General features: G+C 48.0%; 22 protein-coding genes. 3 read left to right on the forward strand and 19 right to left on the reverse strand.

What is annotated here, in order from left to right:
- Nucleotides 1-12: 12 nt before the first annotated feature.
- The 8 genes from glyA to spoIIR form a co-directional block, all read right to left on the reverse strand.
- Nucleotides 13-1260 carry a serine hydroxymethyltransferase gene (gene glyA / locus NYE36_RS18755; RefSeq protein WP_015418416.1) on the reverse strand — a complete coding sequence of 416 codons (1248 nt, stop codon included), beginning with the start codon at nucleotides 1258-1260 and terminating at the stop codon, nucleotides 13-15.
- Nucleotides 1261-1407: 147 nt separating this feature from the next.
- Nucleotides 1408-1950 (reverse strand): TIGR01440 family protein, encoded by a 543-nt coding sequence (locus NYE36_RS18760; protein WP_007407598.1) that lies wholly within the window; start codon nucleotides 1948-1950, stop codon nucleotides 1408-1410.
- Nucleotides 1951-1963: 13 nt separating this feature from the next.
- A complete protein-coding gene (gene rpiB / locus NYE36_RS18765; protein ID WP_003151149.1) occupies nucleotides 1964-2413 on the reverse strand; it encodes a ribose 5-phosphate isomerase B in 450 nt (149 codons plus the stop codon).
- Between the two features lie 133 nt (nucleotides 2414-2546).
- Nucleotides 2547-3002: a low molecular weight protein arginine phosphatase gene (locus NYE36_RS18770; RefSeq protein ID WP_007407600.1), complete on the reverse strand. Its 456-nt coding sequence runs from the start codon at nucleotides 3000-3002 to the stop codon at nucleotides 2547-2549.
- A gap of 73 nt (nucleotides 3003-3075) precedes the next feature.
- A complete protein-coding gene (locus tag NYE36_RS18775; RefSeq protein WP_015418417.1) occupies nucleotides 3076-3633 on the reverse strand; it encodes a manganese efflux pump MntP family protein in 558 nt (185 codons plus the stop codon).
- Between the two features lie 68 nt (nucleotides 3634-3701).
- The gene (locus NYE36_RS18780; RefSeq protein WP_015418418.1) at nucleotides 3702-4742 is read right to left on the reverse strand and encodes an L-threonylcarbamoyladenylate synthase; all 1041 of its coding nucleotides are present in this window, start codon (nucleotides 4740-4742) and stop codon (nucleotides 3702-3704) included.
- A gap of 156 nt (nucleotides 4743-4898) precedes the next feature.
- Nucleotides 4899-5342: a hypothetical protein gene (locus tag NYE36_RS18785; RefSeq protein ID WP_241457730.1), complete on the reverse strand. Its 444-nt coding sequence runs from the start codon at nucleotides 5340-5342 to the stop codon at nucleotides 4899-4901.
- Between the two features lie 70 nt (nucleotides 5343-5412).
- A complete protein-coding gene (spoIIR, locus tag NYE36_RS18790; RefSeq protein WP_007407604.1) occupies nucleotides 5413-6093 on the reverse strand; it encodes a stage II sporulation protein R in 681 nt (226 codons plus the stop codon).
- Nucleotides 6094-6253: 160 nt separating this feature from the next.
- Between spoIIR and NYE36_RS18795 the strand changes: the two genes are divergently transcribed.
- Nucleotides 6254-6628 (forward strand): UPF0715 family protein, encoded by a 375-nt coding sequence (locus tag NYE36_RS18795; protein ID WP_003151143.1) that lies wholly within the window; start codon nucleotides 6254-6256, stop codon nucleotides 6626-6628.
- Here the strand turns inward: NYE36_RS18795 and NYE36_RS18800 are convergent.
- From NYE36_RS18800 to prfA, 3 genes are all read right to left on the reverse strand, one after another.
- Nucleotides 6615-6893 carry a DUF5316 family protein gene (locus NYE36_RS18800; protein ID WP_007407605.1) on the reverse strand — a complete coding sequence of 93 codons (279 nt, stop codon included), beginning with the start codon at nucleotides 6891-6893 and terminating at the stop codon, nucleotides 6615-6617. The genes NYE36_RS18795 and NYE36_RS18800 overlap by 14 nt on opposite strands.
- A gap of 70 nt (nucleotides 6894-6963) precedes the next feature.
- Complete coding sequence (gene prmC / locus NYE36_RS18805) at nucleotides 6964-7824, reverse strand: peptide chain release factor N(5)-glutamine methyltransferase (protein WP_020956471.1); 861 nt, start codon at nucleotides 7822-7824, stop codon at nucleotides 6964-6966.
- Nucleotide 7825: 1 nt separating this feature from the next.
- Nucleotides 7826-8896 carry a peptide chain release factor 1 gene (gene prfA / locus NYE36_RS18810; protein ID WP_003151139.1) on the reverse strand — a complete coding sequence of 357 codons (1071 nt, stop codon included), beginning with the start codon at nucleotides 8894-8896 and terminating at the stop codon, nucleotides 7826-7828.
- A gap of 111 nt (nucleotides 8897-9007) precedes the next feature.
- Between prfA and NYE36_RS18815 the strand changes: the two genes are divergently transcribed.
- Both NYE36_RS18815 and racA read left to right on the forward strand, forming a co-directional pair.
- Nucleotides 9008-9391, forward strand: coding sequence for a VOC family protein (locus tag NYE36_RS18815; protein WP_003151138.1), 384 nt, complete (start codon nucleotides 9008-9010; stop codon nucleotides 9389-9391).
- Between the two features lie 109 nt (nucleotides 9392-9500).
- A complete protein-coding gene (gene racA / locus NYE36_RS18820; protein ID WP_015418422.1) occupies nucleotides 9501-10064 on the forward strand; it encodes a chromosome-anchoring protein RacA in 564 nt (187 codons plus the stop codon).
- Nucleotides 10065-10097: 33 nt separating this feature from the next.
- On the opposite strand, the gene NYE36_RS18825 is transcribed toward racA, so the two are convergent.
- The 8 genes from NYE36_RS18825 to fsa all read right to left on the reverse strand — a co-directional run bounded on the left by NYE36_RS18825 (nucleotide 10098) and on the right by fsa (nucleotide 19042).
- Nucleotides 10098-11054, reverse strand: coding sequence for an AEC family transporter (locus NYE36_RS18825; protein ID WP_007407608.1), 957 nt, complete (start codon nucleotides 11052-11054; stop codon nucleotides 10098-10100).
- An 86-nt stretch (nucleotides 11055-11140) separates the two neighbouring features.
- A complete protein-coding gene (malS, locus tag NYE36_RS18830) occupies nucleotides 11141-12838 on the reverse strand; it encodes an oxaloacetate-decarboxylating malate dehydrogenase (protein WP_007407609.1) in 1698 nt (565 codons plus the stop codon).
- Between the two features lie 283 nt (nucleotides 12839-13121).
- A complete protein-coding gene (locus NYE36_RS18835) occupies nucleotides 13122-13706 on the reverse strand; it encodes a thymidine kinase (RefSeq protein WP_007614390.1) in 585 nt (194 codons plus the stop codon).
- Between the two features lie 84 nt (nucleotides 13707-13790).
- On the reverse strand, nucleotides 13791-13991 hold the full coding sequence (gene rpmE / locus NYE36_RS18840; RefSeq protein ID WP_003151132.1) for a 50S ribosomal protein L31: 201 nt from the start codon (nucleotides 13989-13991) through the stop codon (nucleotides 13791-13793).
- A gap of 121 nt (nucleotides 13992-14112) precedes the next feature.
- The gene (rho, locus tag NYE36_RS18845) at nucleotides 14113-15399 is read right to left on the reverse strand and encodes a transcription termination factor Rho (protein WP_003151107.1); all 1287 of its coding nucleotides are present in this window, start codon (nucleotides 15397-15399) and stop codon (nucleotides 14113-14115) included.
- 407 nt (nucleotides 15400-15806) lie between these two features.
- A complete protein-coding gene (gene glpX, locus NYE36_RS18850) occupies nucleotides 15807-16772 on the reverse strand; it encodes a class II fructose-bisphosphatase (RefSeq protein WP_003151105.1) in 966 nt (321 codons plus the stop codon).
- A gap of 33 nt (nucleotides 16773-16805) precedes the next feature.
- Nucleotides 16806-18095: a UDP-N-acetylglucosamine 1-carboxyvinyltransferase gene (locus tag NYE36_RS18855; protein WP_007407612.1), complete on the reverse strand. Its 1290-nt coding sequence runs from the start codon at nucleotides 18093-18095 to the stop codon at nucleotides 16806-16808.
- Between the two features lie 308 nt (nucleotides 18096-18403).
- On the reverse strand, nucleotides 18404-19042 hold the full coding sequence (gene fsa / locus NYE36_RS18860) for a fructose-6-phosphate aldolase (RefSeq protein WP_007407613.1): 639 nt from the start codon (nucleotides 19040-19042) through the stop codon (nucleotides 18404-18406).
- Nucleotides 19043-19068: the final 26 nt, after the last annotated feature.

Raw genomic sequence — 19068 nt, forward strand, 5'->3', positions numbered from 1 at the left:
GTTTCTTCCTTATTAATAGTCCAGTTCTTTATATAAAGGAAACTTTTCAGTCAGGGCAGATACGCGCTGTCTCGCTTCTTCAAGTTTTGCTTCGTCTTCATGATGTTTCAGCGCGAGGCCGATGATGGCGCCGACTTCTTCAAGCGCGTCACCGTCAAAGCCGCGGCTTGTCACAGCTGCCGTACCGAGACGGATTCCGCTTGTGACGAACGGTTTTTCCGGATCGTAAGGGATCGCGTTTTTATTAGATGTAATGCCGATTTCATCAAGAACATGTTCAGCGACTTTTCCGGTCAGACCGAGAGAACGGAGGTCGACAAGCACAAGGTGGTTATCCGTTCCGCCTGATACGAGCTGAATGCCCTCTTTGTTCAGAGACTCAGCCAGGCGCTTCGCGTTCGAGATGACGTTTTGCGCATACGTTTTGAAATCATCTTCAAGCACTTCTCCGAAAGAAACGGCTTTGGCCGCGATGACATGCATAAGCGGTCCGCCTTGGATTCCCGGGAAAATGGATTTATCAATCTTTTTGCCGAACTCTTCACGGCAAAGGATCATTCCTCCGCGGGGTCCGCGAAGGGTTTTGTGAGTCGTTGTCGTTACAAAGTCAGCGTAAGGAACCGGATTCGGATGAAGACCGGCTGCGACAAGACCCGCGATATGCGCCATGTCTACCATGAAGTAAGCGCCGACTTCATCAGCGATTTCGCGGAATTTTTTAAAGTCGATCGTGCGGGGGTACGCGCTCGCTCCGGCAACGATCAGTTTCGGCTTATGCGCCAGCGCTTTTTCACGCACATCTTCATAATCTATATATTGCGTGTCTTTATCGACACCGTATTCTACAAAGTTGTATTGAACGCCGCTGAAATTAACCGGGCTTCCGTGTGTTAAGTGGCCGCCGTGGGAGAGGTTCATCCCGAGCACCGTGTCGCCGTGCTCTAAAATCGTGAAGTAAACAGCCATGTTCGCCTGAGCGCCTGAGTGCGGCTGAACGTTTACATGCTCAGCTCCGAAAATCTCTTTCGCGCGGTCGCGGGCGATGTCCTCAACGACATCAACATGCTCACAGCCGCCGTAGTAGCGTTTGCCGGGGTAGCCTTCAGCATATTTGTTTGTTAAAACAGAGCCTTGTGCTTCCATTACCGCTTCCGTCACGAAGTTTTCAGAAGCAATTAATTCGATCTTAGTCTGTTGACGCTTACGCTCATCTTTGATGGCGTTAAACACTTGTTTGTCTTGTACAGGTAAATGTTTCATCAGCGAGATCCTCTCCTATCCGTTTCCTGTTCTTTATTTTTACCACCCTTATTGTACATGGTTTTTCAGGTGAATGTAACAGCTTATTTAAAAAAACCACAAAATTTAATTAGAAAACACGAACATTATACAGGAAAAGCATTTTCATCATTCGCATTCATAAACGGCGCGAATTCCGCCTATCAGCTTCGGCCTTGTCCGGGCCATCGTCACATGTGCTTCTCCAAGCTCACGGCTTGATATCCGGACAGGGACGGCAACGGGTTTCAGATGCATGCCGATGAACGTATCGCCGATGTCAATCCCGGCATCAGCCTGAATCGATTCGGCGAGCACGGGAGAACGCATCTGCCGGTATGCATAAGAGGCCATTGCTCCCCCCGCTTTCGGGACGGGGACGGCTGAAACAATGGGGAGTCTGAACCGCTCGGCCGTTTCCGCTTCAATGACAAGCGCCCTGTTTAAATGCTCGCAGCATTGAAAAGCAAGATGCACACCCGTTTTTTCCTTAAACCGGTTAAGTCCGCCGTATATCAATTCAGCCCAATCCCCGCTTCCGGCGGTGCCGATCCGGCTTCCGGCGGCTTCACTTGTACTGCACCCGATCACCAGCAGACTGCCGTCCGTCAGTCCTGCCTGCTCTTGAAACTCAGTCAGCATGTCCGTCCATTTTTGCTTCATCTCTTCCATTGTCCAGCACCTCTTACAGATTTTTTTCTTCGTAATCTGCGATTTTGCCGATCCGCCGTTCGTGGCGGCCGCCCGTAAATTCAGTCGTCAGCCAGACTTTTGCGATTTCGCGCGCCAGCCCCGGGCCGATGACGCGTTCGCCCATCGCAAGAACATTCGTGTCATTGTGTTCACGCGTCGCTTTTGCGCTGAAGGTGTCATGGGCAAGCGCACAGCGTATGCCCTTTACCTTATTTGCGGAGATGCTCATGCCGATGCCTGTGCCGCAAATTAAAATTCCCCTGTCAGCTTCGCCGTTCACCACTTTTTCCGCTACCGGAAAAGCGTAGTCTGAATAATCGACAGAGCCGGCGCCGCATTCACAGCCCATATCAATGTATTCAATCTGCAATTCATCCAAAAGACTTTTTATTTCTTCGCGGATATGGACGCCGCCGTGATCTGACGCAATAGCTACTTTCATTCATTTACCTCCTAGGTGTGGCTGGGCGAAGACAGCCCAGTGTGCTTGTCCTTTTTATTACGAAATCCGTTGATTTCATTCTACTCTTTCACATTCGTTTTGCAAATGACCTGTTTGCAGATTTTCTGACAGATTACTTGCTTTTTCCGTCAAGCAATTGATCAGCCAAAAGGGTCAGCAGCTCCTCCAGTTCGTCCCGCGTCTGTTTATAAACATCAAGCGGACCGCCGAACGGGTCAGAGATATCGCCGTTTTCCCCCGTTACGTATTCTTTAATGGTAAAGACTTTGCCCTGACTGTTTTGATATCGGCCTTCAATCAGCTGTTTGTGCTGTTCCGTCATCGCCAGCACCAGATCAGCCGTCTCGATATGTTCTTCCGATAAGGGAGATGAACTGTGATTGAGAGCGATCCGTTTTTCAAACAGCGCTTCCACGGCATGGGCCGACGCTTTTCCGTTCGGAGACGCGAATACGCCGGCCGAACTTACGCTGACGTCCAGCCCTTTCGTTTCTGCAATGGATTTAAAAAGAGCCTCAGCCATAGGACTGCGGCACGTATTGCCTGTACACACAAAGATTATTTTCATGTCCGTCACCTCTTACTGCCTATTATAAATGAAGAAAAAAGAAACGGCATCTTCGTTTCTTTTTTTACGTATCTTATATCGGTAAAAGCAGTTTCAACCCGAACCCGATCAAAATGGCTCCGCCAAGCGCTTCGCTGTAGGAGCCGAGCCACGACTGCACCTTTCTTCCCGCCAAAAGGCCCGCCCATGTTAAAACGGTGCTGAAGACCCCGAACAGCGTAACGGCCAGAAACGGATTGGAACCGTTCATCCCGAGACTGAGCCCGACAGAAAAGCTGTCCAGACTGACACCGACCGCAAACAGCAACAGTCCCGAGCCTGCCGGAGATATGAGCGGCCCGTCTGATTGTTTAAACGCGGCGATGATCATCTGCACCCCTAAAATGAAAAGAAGAGATCCGCCGATGTAAACGGCGAGCATCCCCAGAAAACCGGACAGCAGATGCCCGGCCGCCATTCCCGCAAGCGGCATCATGACATGAAACAGCCCGATGACAACCCCTATATGAAAAATCTGTTTTTTCTTCAGCTGAATCATTCCCATTCCGAGCCCGACGGAAAAGGCATCCGTCCCCAAAGCAAATGCCATGATGCTTAAGGAGACAAGTTCCCCGATGAATAGATTCGACATGAAATAAAAACCCCCTTGGACGTGCCCGCTTGTTTAGCTTATGCATGTCCGATAAGGGGTAGAACAAGTTAATGGATAACGGTGCCGCCTGCGGCTTTCATCAGCCTGTTCATAATGGCGAGCCCCACTCCGGTATCCGGAAAGGACTCAGAAATAATCATGTCCACTTCCGCTTCATCAAAGCTGCGGAGCGCATCGTATAAGGCGGACGCCACTGTTTCAAGGTCGGCGCGTCTGCCGCAGACCTTGATATAATCAGCCTGGTAACTATCGGCGTTCTCTTCTGTTGTCAAAATGCCGATTCGTTTTCCCCGGCTTTTATATACGTCTGCCAGTTCTTGAATTCTCCGGGCGCCGCCGTCGGCAATAGCCATCGGCGCAGAAGGCGCGTAATGTGTATATTTCATACCGGGAGAAATAGGAACCTCATCTTCTTCGGTCAGCCCTTTATCCACAAGAACCGGACCGGCGGCGGATTCAATCTGCTCTTTTGTCACGCCGCCCGGACGAAGCAGCACGGGCTGTTTCCCCGTACAGGACAGAACGGTTGATTCCACTCCGATTCCCGTCGCGCCGCCGTCCACAATGCCGGCAATGCGGCCGTTTAAATCATGGGCTACATGCTCGGCCTTCGTCGGGCTCGGTTTTCCTGATAAATTGGCGCTCGGAGCGGCGATCGGCAGTCCGGCCGAGCTGATGAGGGCTAATGCTACCGGATGATCAGGCATTCTGACCGCTACCGTCTCAAGTCCCGCGGTGACACGGGGTGACAGCACACCGGGCTTACACGGCAGAACAAGGGTCAGCGCCCCCGGCCAGAATAGCTTCATCAGCTTTTTCGCCGTCTCAGGAATATGGCTGATAAAACGATCAAGCTGGCTGATATGGGATATATGCACAATCAGCGGGTTATCGCTCGGCCTTCCTTTCGCCTCATATATTTTCGTTACGGCTTCCGTATTTTCAGCGTTAGCGCCCAGTCCGTAAACGGTTTCTGTCGGAAAAGCCACAACCTCATTCTGCCGGAGCAATTCCGCGGCTTGTGTAATCTGGGGATCGGTTGTGGATAATTCTGCGGAACAATCCACAAACCATCTTCTTGTTTTCATGTAGAACCAAACTCCTTATTTTAAAGCGGTAAAACTTTATTTTCTCTCGTGTATTCCTTTTGAAAGTATAAAAGATGTCCTTTAATAAAACAAGTGTTATCCACAAACTGTGGACAACACTTTTTAATAAGTGGATAACCTTGTGTATAAGTTAGATCAGGCAGAGGTTTTCACCATTAAAAACGAACCTTCTGTGCATAACGAGTTGCGGAAATGTTCGGACGTATACAGTTCATCAGGCGCATCGGCGCACGCTTCAAATCCCATCACATTCAGAAACTCAGCAGATGAGGGCTGATTGGCGACTAAGTAGACATCTTGAATCTCATGTTTTTTGCACAGCACATCCATACTTTGAAACAGTGTAACGATATGGCTTTGATTCAGCCTGCCCGACATGACGAGTGAACGGAGAAGCCCTTTTCCGCCGCTGAATTTTTCGATCCCGAGACAGGCGGCAATCATTTTTTCGCTGTCTTCCAGTACGATAAACCGGCTGATCTGCTGATCGATTTCCGCATGTGCCGTATCAGCCTTTTTCAAAAAGGCCTCCAGCGCCTCCGCATCTTGATCTCTTGCCACTCTCAGCTGATAAAACATATATTTCCCTCCGTTTCGATCAACTCTTTCTTCCAATCTATGAATCGAATCCGGATTTATGCCTTTTACTTCAGGAAAATAGATCTGAAATCCAATCGACGAGGAAAAACTTCACTTCGGTATCATCGTCATCTTTATTTTCTTTCTTCGCTTTATCAGCCTTTGCTTTTACGTCATCCAGCACTTTTTTAGTCTGTTTCTGCGTTTCTTCCTGCTTCTGTCCGCCGTCTTCCTGATCTTTCACCGCTTCGCCGTTTGAGAAATCAAGGAAGCACAGCGGCGGAAACAAGACGCACCACCAGTTGGCGCCCTCGCCATTGCCGAGTGTAATTAAAATCGCTTCATATTTTCCGGCCGGATAGACCATATTGCCGTAAAGCTTTGTCGGAAACGAGATTTTATTGAATTGAACTGAAACGGATTGATGCGCACCCTTTTCTTTCATCGTCTGTTTGGCGATTTCTTTAATTTCAGGAAGCTTCGAACGAATGAGCCGCCGCGCTTCTTCAATGGAAGTGATATCTTTCACCCAGTCCGTAATTTGCTTGTTTACAGCATCTCTGATCTGGCGCTTGAGCTTTTGATCCTCATCGTTATCACTGTTGGCCAAAATTCTGAGCCGGATCGCTTCATCCGGTATGACGACGGGCTCATCGGCTGATGCCCGCGCCGTTTCTTCTTTTGTCAAACCCGCAAGCGCTCCTGATAATAAAAGAAAAATATATATGCAGATCATCATTGTCTGTTTCATCGGTCCCCACCGTTCCTCTCCGTGCTTTTTTTATCTAGTCCCATTATGGACATGACGGAAAAGGTTTAAACCAGCGGGAAGAAAAAAATCTAGCAAGCTGATAATCTGCATTGACAGATTCAAAATATGGTACGATATTATTTTGATAGGAGGTTTTCAGATGAAATATAATTACACCGTGCTGCTGTCGGCGGCATGTATGTCTGTCATTTATTCTATTTTGTATGTTCATCAATTCATTATCGCGGCTTTCATTTCGATGGCGTTTTATTTTTTGTTTCCTTATTTGATTTTTGCGCTGCCGCTTCAATACTTTCTGAATAAAAAGCCGAAGAGATTTCATCCGCTGTATTTTCTTTATTATTTAGGGGTGTCATTCATTGCAAACGGGATCATCTTCGGTCTTTTGCAGCCGTCAGGCCAATCTCTGTTTTCTAATTCAGCCTTTTATATCTTTGCGGTTTTAACAGCCGTCGTCTATTGGGTATGGGATTCCGTATTGCTGCAAAGACAAAATCCGGCTACAGAAGCGTAATCAGCAGACAGCCGGCTGAAGGGAGAGCGGCGCAAAAGAAAACGGCGGCCATCTTTAAACGGGCGTGCCGTCCTTCTTCTGTTTCAGAATGATAATTGGCCCGCTGCTCCGCTCCGCTTACGGCCAACCCAGAAACGATGATCGCTGTGACGATAAGAACAGCCGTAACGGCGCCGAAAATGATATCAACGCCAAACGGCAGAACAACCCCCGCCGCATAAGCTGCGGCGGCGAGTATACATCCGAAGGCGAACGCTTTTTTCAAGGCGGATGCCCCTTTCATTTTCTTTCCATTGTAACAAAAGCCCGCCGTGTGCGTCACCGGCGGGCTTTTTTCATGATGTGATGACCGCGGATACGGTTCTGTCTTTTCCGTTGATGTCCTGTACGACTTCCACTTCCGCATTCGGAAAGGAATGACGGAACAGGTCTTTCACGGCTTTCCCCTGATTATATCCGATTTCAAAGACGACAAGCGCTTTATCTTTCATGACAAGAGGCAGCTCCTCCATAAACCGCTTGTAGAATTTCAAACCGTCACCGCCGTCCGTAAGAGCATGAAGCGGCTCATGGAAACGGACGATATCCGACAAATCCGCCATTTCTTCTTCAGAAATATACGGCGGATTGGAAACAATAATATCCGCTTTTTTCCCTGATGAAATAAAAGGAGTTAACAGATCTCCCTGCAAAAAACAGACGTCCGCTCCGAGGTTTTGCGCATTTCTTTCCGCCACCTGCAGCGCTTCTTTTGAAATATCCGAAGCCGATACTGAAAAATGTCCGCATTCAAGGGCGAGCGTCACCGCAATGGCACCGCTCCCCGTACCGATATCAATGACGTTCAGTCGTTCCGCCTCGGAAAATACCCGCTTTTGTCTGTCCAGCAGATGAAAGACGACTTCTTCCGTTTCCGGACGCGGAATGAGAACATCGTCATTCACAAAAAATTCCCTGCCGTAAAACTGTTCTTTCCCGATAATATATTGAATCGGAATACCTTCTTTATGCATCTCCACGTGCCGCCTGAATCGATAAAGCTCGTCCTCGCCGACGGCCTCCTGCAGACTTGCGAGAAGCTTGCTCCGGTCCATTCCGGTATCATTTAACAACAGCAGCTCGGCCGCGTTTTTTTCTCTTCCCGCTTCGGTTAAATAAGAAGAAGCCCAGCTTAGGGCTTCAAAAACGGTCTTCATCTTAATTTTCCGCCTGCTGGAGCTTGCTTGACTGGTCTTCTACGATTAACGCTTCAACCACTTCGTCAAGCTTGCCTTCCAGGATTTGATCCAGCTTTTGAATCGTCAGGCCGATGCGGTGATCCGTCACACGGTTTTGCGGGAAATTGTATGTGCGGATACGCTCGGAACGGTCGCCTGAACCGACGGCTGATTTACGGGTCTGATCATATTCAGCCTGAGCTTCCTGCTGGAATTTGTCATAGATTCTGGCGCGGAGCACCTTCATCGCTTTTTCTTTGTTTTTAATCTGAGATTTTTCATCCTGACAGGAAACGACAACACCAGTCGGTAAATGCGTCAGGCGTACGGCCGACATCGTCGTGTTTACGCTTTGTCCGCCCGGTCCGCTTGATGCGAATGTATCGACGCGGATGTCTTTTTCGTGAATGTCCACTTCTACTTCTTCCGCTTCAGGAAGACACGCCACCGTCGCCGTGGATGTATGAATACGGCCGCCTGATTCCGTTTCCGGAACACGCTGTACGCGGTGCGCGCCATTTTCATACTTCAGCTTGGAGTATGCGCCTTTTCCCGTAATCATAAAGATGATTTCTTTATAACCGCCCGTTCCGGTCACGTTTGCTTCCATGACTTCAGTCTTCCAGCCTTGGATTTCGGCGTAACGGGAGTACATTCTGTAGAGATTTCCCGCAAACAGCGCGGCTTCTTCTCCTCCCGCTGCTCCGCGGATCTCCATGATTACGTTTTTGTCATCGTTCGGGTCTTTCGGGATGAGGAGCACTTTCAAACGCTCTGATAAGGTTTCCGTCTCTCCCTGCAGTTCGGAGATTTCTTCCTTCACCATTTCTCTCATATCGGCATCAAGCTTTTCCTCAAGCATCGCTTTCGCATCGGCAAGCTGTTCTGATGCGTCTCTGTATTGTCTATAGACTTCAACGGTTTCTTGTATATCAGATTGCTCTTTCGAATATTCTCTAAGCTTTTTCGGATCGTTGACCACTTCCGGATCACTTAAAAGCTCATTTAATTTTTCGTATCGTTGTTCAATTGACTGTAAACGGTCTAACACGGTCTTCACCTCTGTTTTCCTGTGCGTAACATTCTCATTATAGTATAGGGCTTATCGCCAGTCAAAAGCAATTCGCCTCTGTTATACTGAAGCAAAAAAGGAGGGGCGGATATGCTGAAATCCATCCACCATATAGCAATCATATGCTCTGATTATGAAAAGTCGAAAGCTTTTTACACCGAGATTCTCGGCTTCGGCATTATAAAAGAAACATACCGAAAGGAACGGGAATCTTATAAACTTGATCTTGCGCTGGACGGCGCGTACGCGATTGAATTGTTTTCCTTTCCCGATCCGCCCGAACGGCCGACCAGACCGGAAGCCGCGGGTCTCCGGCATCTCGCTTTCACCGTAAACGATCTTGAAGCAGCCGTCAGAGAGTTAAAGGAAAAGGGCGTCGGCACAGAACCGATCAGAACCGATCCGCTGACGGGGAAACGGTTTACCTTTTTCTTTGATCCCGACAAGCTTCCGCTTGAATTGTATGAAGCGTAAGTTTTTTGAAGAAATGCCGCTTTCTTTGGCGAATTCCTTCTTGTTTTGTCTAACATGAAGGGAACGCCGCCTCATGGTCGAATACCTAGCAAAAAGGAGGTATGTGATCATGAATACAAACATGGCCGCGAAAGAGCTCGGCGTCTCCGCAAAAACGGTGCAAAGGTGGGTCAAGCAGCTGAATCTTCCGGCTGAACGGAATGAGCTCGGACATTATTCCTTTACACCTGAGGATCTTGATGTGCTGAAATCGGTCAAACGGCAAATTTCTGAAGGCACTGCCCTTCTGGACGTTCAAGTGCCCCGGCAGCCGAAAAAACGGACGGGCTTCATTTTGCAGCGTCCGAAAATCAATGGCGGCGCTGAACAAAGATTGGCAGAGCTGGAGCGCAAACTGGACATTCTTACGAAAGAGAAACAAGGTGAGAACCATCTGCTTTCAAGGATAGAAGAGCTTGAACGCCAGCTGAAACAAAAGGCGGATGAAGGGGTGTCTTATCAGCTTCTTCAGCACAGGCGGGAAATTGACGACCTCAATACCGAATTGCAGACATTGGCCTCCCGCATCCAGGAACTTGCCCAGACAGCTCCCCTCTCAGAAACAGCCGCTTCTTCAGAACATAAGAAACCCAGAAAAAAAACGAGATTTTCGCCTTTTAAATTTCAATTCTAATCAAAAAAGCTCCCTGAAACAGGGAGCTTTTCATTATGCAGTCAGCGCAATGATGATCGGCAGTGAGATGAGAGATAAAATCGCACTGATCACGAACGCGGACGCAGTTTCTTCCTCTTGTTTTTCGAAACGTGTGGCAATCATCGCCGCTACCGCAGATCCAGGGAATGCAACGAGCAATACCGCTTTAGTGATCTGGTCAGCCGGAAGTCCGACTGCAAGAGCGATCAAGTACATCAGCGCAGGCTGAACGGCAACTTTTAACAAAGCGATACCGAAAGCTGGCAGACTGAGCTTAATATTGCGGATACCGACAGTTACACCGACGGCGAAGAGCGCAACACCTGATGTTGTGCTTCCGAGCTGATCAAGCATTTTTTCTCCCAAGCCAGGGAGTGTTACACCGCAGAGTACCAGAATGATACTGATAAGCGGTGCAGCCGCAAGCGGTTCGGAAAGACCGTGAAGAATAGACTTACCAGTCATTTTCCAGAAGTTCTCGTTTTCAGTGTCTTTTTTCTTAGATGACTCACCGACAGTAGCGATAATGATCGCAAGCGGGTCAAGGATGGCGTTAACCACGATACCCGTAACGGCGATAGGAATCGCTACTTCGCTTGCTCCGAATAAGCTTCCGAGTACGGGAATACCCATAAAAGCAAATGTCGGCTGTGCAGAGTTTAAAGAAAATACAGATGAATTCGTTAAATCATACTTGAAGATAAATTTGCAAACCAACAGAATGACGATAAAGAATCCGACAATCCCAATGATCAAAGCGACCATCAAAGGAACCTGTGATAAAAATGCACTTCTTGAAGTGGTTAAAATACTAGCGATAAAATGCGCCGGAAGCGCGTACTTCGTAACTAAGGTGCTTACCCCTTTTGCTGACTTCGCGTCATAACTTCCGAAGCGACCTGCGAACCATCCCAGCACGATCACGAAAAAGATCGGCGCCAGGAGGATTAAAATATCTAAGAAGCTCAAAATGTTCTCCTCCAAATCCTTAATGTCCGTATACTTTAGCCTTTACATAAAAGCTTTCCCTCGGACTGTAAAATTAATCGTAAAAATTATTTAGCGACAACTTGTTTATATTGCGGTTTCCACATTGCATCAAGAACGGCTTGTTCTACATTTTCAGGAATGCGGTTTGCCACGCCTTCTTTAATGGCAGTTTCCGCTACGGCGATCGCAACTTTAATTGAAACTTCTTGTAAGTCGCTCATGCTCGGCAGAAGGCCTGCACCCGGTGTTTCAAAATCAACGCTTTCTGCGATTGCGTCAGCAGTTGCCGCAAACATTGCAGGAGTAATCACTTTCGCTTCTACAACGATTGAACCGAGACCAAGTCCAGGGAACGCGAATGCGTTGTTAGATTGTCCGATTTCATGAGAAACGCCATTGTACTCTACATTGTCAAACGGGCTTCCTGTCGCCACAAGCACTTTGCCGTCAGTCCATTTGAAAAGATCGCTAGGAACGGCTTCAGCAAGCGGTGTCGGGTTAGACATCGGCATGATGACCGGACGCTCAACGTGTTTTGCCATTTCTTTGACGATTTCTTCACTGAACGCGCCGCTTTGGCCTGATGTACCGATTAAGATTGTCGGTTTCGCTTGACGGATCACTTCAATGAAAGGAATTTGTCCATTTTCATCGCGTTTCCAATCTTTAATTTCTTCAGCTGTGCGCAGGTACGGCTCTTGGAAATCAAGAATGTTTTCCATACCTTCAATTAACAAGCCTCTGTAATCCATTGTGTAGAACGCTTTGTTGGCTTCTTCTTCAGAAAGACCGGCAAGCACCATAGTGTCGCGGATTTGGTCAGCGATTCCGATTCCGGCAGATCCCGCACCGAAGACAACCACACGCTGGTCTTTAATAGACGCGCCTGTTTTCTTCATAGCCGCAAGCACCCCTGCAAGCGTAATCGCGCCTGTTCCTTGAATGTCATCGTTGAATGTAAGAATTTCATGGTTGTATTTCTTCATGATATTGCGCGCGTTTTTGTTTCCAAGGTCTTCCCAGTGAAGAAGAGCTTTAGGGAAATATTTAAGCGCAGCTTTTACATAAGCGTCAACGAAAGCTTCGTAACGTTCGCCTTGGATACGTTCATGGCGGTTACCGATGTATAAAGGATCGTTCAGAAGTTTTTCATTGTTCGTACCGACGTCAAGAACGACAGGAATAACGCGGCTTGGGTCAATACCGGCAGCAGCTGTGTATACCGCTAATTTACCGATGGCGATGTTGATACCGCCTACACCCCAGTCACCGATTCCGAGGATGCTTTCTGAGTCTGTCGCAACGATCAGATCAATATCTCCGGCAGTGGCATGAAGGTTTTCAAATGCCTCTTCGATTCCTTCCACGTTGTCGATAGAAAGGTAAATCCCTTGAGGTCTTCTGTACTCATGGCTGTATTCTTGAATCGCTTCACCGACAGTCGGTGTGTAAACAACCGGCAGCATTTCACGAAGATGGTTTTGAAGCAATTTAAAGAAAAGAACTTCGTTACGGTTTTGCAAATCATTCAAATACACGTTTTGGCGAAGGCGGTCCGGCTGAGCTTGAAACTGCTCGTATGCGCGTTTTGCCTGCTCATCAAGAGACAGAATTGTCGGAGGAAGCAGCCCGTCTAATCCAAGGCTTTTTCTTTCTTCTGCTGAAAACGCAACACCTTTATTTAAAGTAGGGATAGATAGAACTTCTTTTCCTCTTAAAGTAGTTTCTAAGTTGCCTTCCTTCGTTACTTTAATATTATTCAAGAAAATCTCCTTCTTTCTTCAAATAGTTAACAAAGTTAAGTAATTACCCATTTTGGCTAGTGTGATCGCGATCTGCTATATCTTTTTTTGACAATTATTCGAACAATGTCTCATAACTATTTACATTACTTAGTCATTTTATGCCTGTAAAAATGAAAATTCAAGAGATGAAAATTACTTAATTTTTTCATACTCTTTTTTAAGTTATTTAACTACAATTTTTGAAAAAACGTCAAAAAAACACCGGATTTTTTACCGATGTTTTCATGAAAAGGGTTATTTATCAGTCTGTTTTTTTCGGCACTTCGTGATGATGTCTGCATCTCGCTTCGTATGACTCCGACGCGCCGACTAAAATGACCGGATCATCATAGGAAGCGGGCTTCCCGTCAATCAAACGCTGCGTACGGCTTGCCGGCGATCCGCAAACGGAGCAGACCGCCTGCAGCTTCGTCACCGATTCGGCAACCGCCATCAGATTCGGCACCACGCCGAAAGGCTCTCCCCGGAAATCCATATCAAGTCCGGCCGCGATGACACGATAGCCTTTATCCGCAAGCGAGGATAAGTCGCCGATGATCGATTCGCCGAAAAACTGCACCTCATCTACCGCGATGACGTCCGTGCTTTCACTGATATGATCCCATATTTCAGCCGAAGACGAGATGACGTGGCTTGTCATGGATGTGCCGTTGTGAGAAACGACGGCCTCCTCACTGTAGCGATTATCAATGGCAGGTTTGAACACCTTGACCTCCTGCTTCGCATATGTCGCTCTTTTCACTCTGCGGATCAGCTCTTCTGATTTCCCAGAGAACATGCTGCCGCATATCAGCTCAAGCCATCCGCTTTGCTTCATTATGTACATAGGCTATCCGCTCCCCTTTTTTTCCTGTTTATGGGCATAAAAAACAGGCAAGAAGCAATTCTTGCCTGCCTGTAAAATCTATTATTACTTAAGACCGTATTTTTTGTTAAAGCGATCAACACGACCATCAGCAGAAGCGAATTTTTGACGTCCAGTGTAGAATGGGTGGCATTCAGAGCAAATCTCAACGCGTACCTCTTCTTTTACTGAGCCTGTTTCAAATTCATTTCCGCAAGCGCATTTAACTGTTGCTTTTTTGAAATTAGGATGAATTCCTGCTTTCATTGTATCCATCTCCTTCCGCCCTGAATCCCGTGTGGAAACAGAGTTATTATTCCGGAGTAATCCGGAACGCATATGAGAGAATTATATCAGTCATTTACTGCATTTGCAAATACATTTTTTATCAGCGGCGGGCTGATGATGAAAGGTTTGCCTGCTTCCATTCTTGGTTGATCAAATCGAAGAATTCCTGATTCGTTTTTGTTTTTTTCATTTTTCTCATAAACTTCTCTGCGAAGTCCGGAGAATCAGACATCGATTTGCGGATCGCCCATAGACGGTCAAGATGCTCTTTCGGCACGAGCAGCTCTTCCTTCCGTGTGCCGGAGCGGCGGATATCGATCGCCGGGAAAATCCGTCTTTCCGCAAGAGAACGGTCAAGGTGAAGCTCCATGTTGCCCGTTCCTTTAAACTCTTCATAGATGACGTCATCCATCCGGGAGCCCGTGTCTACGAGCGCCGTCGCCAAAATGGTCAGGCTGCCGCCCTCTTCAATGTTTCTCGCGGCACCGAAAAAGCGCTTCGGACGATGGAACGCAGCCGGGTCAATCCCGCCGGAAAGCGTACGTCCGCTTGGCGGGATAACGAGGTTGTAGGCCCGTGCCAGGCGGGTAATGCTGTCCATCAGAATGATAACGTCTTTTTTATGTTCAACGAGACGCATCGCCCGTTCAAGCACAAGCTCCGCTACCTTAATGTGATTTTCCGGCACTTCATCGAACGTCGAGCTGACGACATCGCCCGCTACGGAACGTTCAATATCCGTTACTTCTTCCGGTCTTTCATCAATTAAGAGAACAATCAATTCAGCGTCAGGCTGATTTGTCGTAATGCTGTTAGCGATTTCTTTCAACAGCATGGTTTTACCGGCTTTCGGCGGCGCCACGATCAGACCGCGCTGGCCGAAACCGACGGGAGCCATCATATCGAGAATTCTTGTTGAGAGATAATTCGGTTTCGTCTCAAGCACCATTTGGCGGTCCGGATAAAGCGGAGTCAGCGCAGGAAAATGGACGCGCTCTTTCGCAGATTCCGGATCGTCTCCATTTACCGCTTCAACGTGCAAAAGTCCGTAATAGCGTTCGTTTTCTTTCGGCGGACGCACCTTGCCGGATACTTTGTCACCGTTTCTTAAATCAAAGCGGCGGATCTGGGAAGCAGAAATGTAGATGTCTTCTGAGCTTGGCGAGTAATTAATCGGTCTGAGGAAGCCGAATCCTTCCGATTGGATGATTTCGAGCACGCCTTCCATAAACAGAAGATCCTCCTGCTCGGCGTTGGCTTTCAGAATGGCAAAGATTAATTCTTTTTTAGTCAGTTTGCTGTAGTAGGAGATTTTATAATGTCTGGCCAGTTCATATAGTTCTTTTAATTTCATATTTTCCAAAGAGGAAATAGATACGTCTTTCATAAAAACACCACGCTTTTCATAGTCAATGTATTGCTGTTTTCATTCAAATCGGCTGCTTCGCATGATTCCGCCAAAGCACATTCTTTTATAAAACGTTCAGGAACTTCTATCGGTAACACTTCCACCCATGATCGGCGCTTTTTTTAAAAAAGGAATGTCTTAATGAGTTTTGAAGGAAGCGAGGACAAAAACTTGAGAAGATCAATATTTATATCGTCTGTATGCGGTAGAATTTGAAAATTTCCCAGTACTCAAAAGAAGGAATGACACAGAAAAATCGCAGCACTCTTTATTTTTACCTCATTTCAAAAAATTATTCAACTTAAATAATGCTTTGACATATAAATGATAGGGTTGACTCTTTATTGCAAAAGAAAAGCGGGACTTTCCGTCCCGCTTTTATCTATTTATGGCCGGATCACAAGATTTGGTTTTTTCTTCAGGCTGTGTCTTCCGTCAACGAATCGGACCGTTCCTGATTTCGCCCGGATGACCAGACTTTCAGTCGTGCCGACGGAGCCTTTGAACTGAACGCCTTTCAGCAGCTCTCCGTCCGTGACGCCCGTTGCGGCAAAAATGGCGTCATCCCCTCTCACAAGGTCCTCCATCCGGAGCACTTTGGATACATCAAGGCCCATTCGCTCACAGCGGGCTTGCTCTTCCGCACTTTGCGGCAGAAGCCTGCCGATGATTTCGCCGCCGAGCGCTTTTAACGCAACGGCAGACAGCACGCCTTCAGGAGCCCCGCCTGAACCGAAGAGAATGTCTACTCCCGTATGGTCAAAGGCCGTATTGATGGCGCCCGCGACATCACCGTCGTTGATCAGTTTGATTCTGGCGCCCGCCTCACGCAATTCAGAGATGATCTTTTCGTGTCTGTCACGATTTAAAATGGTTGCCACGACATCTTCAATGTCTTTGTTTTTCGCTTTCGCAACGGCTTTTAAGTTATCAATGACAGGCGCTTCAATATCGATGCAGCCTACCGCTTCGGGACCGACCGCGATTTTTTCCATATACATATCCGGGGCGTTCAGCAGTGTTCCATGGTCGGCGACCGCGATCACCGTCAGCGCATTCCAGCCGCCGCTCGCTACGATGTTTGTGCCTTCAAGAGGATCGACTGCGACATCGACGCGCGGGCCGTATCCGTTTCCGAGCTTTTCGCCGATGTAAAGCATCGGCGCTTCATCCATCTCGCCTTCCCCGATCACGACCGTGCCTTTCATCGGCACCGTGTCAAACACGTCACGCATTGCGCTTGTCGCCGCATCATCAGCTTCATCTTTTTTCCCGCGGCCCATCCATCTGGCAGATGCTAAAGCCGCCGCTTCAGTGACTCGAACCAATTCCATCGATAAGCTTCTTTCCATTTCAACACGATCTCCTCTCAAAAGTCCGCATTTCTATGAATTTTGGAGCTGTTCTATCTCTTCGTCCGTCAGTCTTTGCCGCCAGATTGTGGCGCCCAGACCTTCGAGTTTTTTCTCAAGATTGCTGTAGCCGCGGTCTAAATGCTCGAGACCGGTAATTTCGGTTACGCCGTCAGCCATGAGCCCGGCGACGACCAGACAAGCGCCTGCACGCAGATCGCTCGCCTTTACTTTTGCGCCCTGAAGCTCGGCCGGACCGGTGATAATAGCCGACCTGCCTTCCACTTTCATGTTGGCCCCCATCCGTCTCAGCTCATCTATATGTTTAAATCGGGCCGAGTAGATGGTGTCGGTTACGACGCTCGTGCCGCTGGCTCTCGTTAACAGAGATGTCATCGGCTGCTGAAGATCAGTCGGGAATCCCGGGTAAACAAGCGTTTTTACGTCGACCGGTTTTATCTGCTTCTGCCCGCCGAGCATAAGAAGCTGATCGTCACTTGTCTCAATGTGAAAACCCATTTCCCTGAGCTTCGCCGTTAAAGACTCCAGGTGAGTCGGTATGACATTATCAATAATGACTTCTTTCCCCATCGCGGCGCCGGCGATCATAAAGGTGCCCGCCTCAATTCTGTCCGGAATGATCGTATGCCTGCATCCATGCAGCTCTTTTACGCCGTCGATTCTGATTACATTGGTTCCCGCGCCTTTGATCTTTGCGCCCATGCTGGTGAGCAATGTGGCAACATCAATAATCTCAGGTTCCTTGGCGGCGTTTTCTATCACGGTTTTACCTTCAGCCAGTACAGCGGCAAGCATGATATTGATCGTCGCTCCGACGCTGACGACATCTAAATAAATCCGTGCGCCTCTCAGCCTTTCGGCGCGCAGATAAATCGCGCCTTGTTCATTGGTGACTTCCGCCCCAAGCGCTTCAAACCCTTTGATGTGCTGGTCAATCGGCCGCGGCCCGAGATGGCATCCGCCCGGCAGTCCGATGACCGCCTGTTTGAAGCGGCCCAGCATCGCGCCCATTAAGTAATAGGAAGCGCGGAGTTTTTTCACTTTGCCGTTGGGAAGCGGCATGCTGATCATCGGGGAAGGGTCGACGACCATTTCTCCTTTTTCAAAATGGACGTTTCCGCCGATTTCTTTCAGCAGGTCACGCAGCGTTTCAATATCTGAGATCTCCGGAAGCCCTTCGATCGTTACTTCGGAATTTGCCAGAATGGTTGCGGGTATCAATGCGACGGCGCTGTTTTTCGCGCCGCTGATATGTACGGTTCCGTTTAACGGATCGCCGCCGGCAATATTCAACTTTTCCATGATAGTCTCCTTCCATAAGAAGATAGCTGCGGAGCGTAAATAAAATGGCATTTTATTCTGTCTCTGCAAATAAAGCTCTTGTCCAAAATGTAGCCAATTCGAAGAGAAAGAATACAAGGACATTATAAAATAACAGGAAGAAAATAGCGAAGCTTTGCGGGGCATTTTTAACACAGGATGCACAGAGGCCCGCCGGGTTCACATTCCGGGGAAACACACTCTTCACTTTGATACTGAAGGCCCGCTGCCAAACAGGAAAACATAAGGGTGCGGCAAACGGATCAACCGGTTCGCCGCCCTTTTCACCCTTATTTATTCCAGTCTGCCAAGAATTGCTCGATGCCTTTATCCGTTAACGGATGTTTCGCCAGCTGGTGAATGACTTTCAGCGGCATCGTACCGATATGCGCACCGCGTAAAGCGGCTTCAGTCACGTGCTGCGCATGACGGATGGAAGCTGCGATGATTTGTGTATCAATGTCATGAATGTCAAAAATCTGTCTTATTTCTGAAATCAGTTCAAGACCGTTATGGCCGATGTCATCCAGACGGCCTAAGAACGGAGATACATAAGTCGCCCCGGCTCTCGCCGCCAAAAGCGCCTGGTTGGCGCTGAAGATGAGCGTTACGTTTGTTTTAATGTTCAGGTCGCTCAGCGCTTTTACGGCTTTTAACCCTTCAGACGTCATCGGGATTTTCACCGTGATATTCGGTGCGATTTTCGCAAGTTCTTTACCTTCTTCAATCATTTCTTCAGCATTCAGGGAAATGACTTCCGCGCTTACTGATCCGCTCACGACTTCCGTAATCTCACGAAGTCTGTCATGGAAAGACACGTCAGCTTCTTTCGCCACTAAACTAGGGTTTGTCGTAACTCCGGCAAGAACGCCAAGTTCATAAGCTTCTTTAATCTCGTCAATGTTTGCTGTATCAATGAAAAATAACATAAGGAAAGCCTCCCCAGTAATAAATT

This window comes from Bacillus sp. FSL R5-0593, assembly GCF_038603755.1.
Taxonomy (GTDB): domain Bacteria; phylum Bacillota; class Bacilli; order Bacillales; family Bacillaceae; genus Bacillus; species Bacillus velezensis.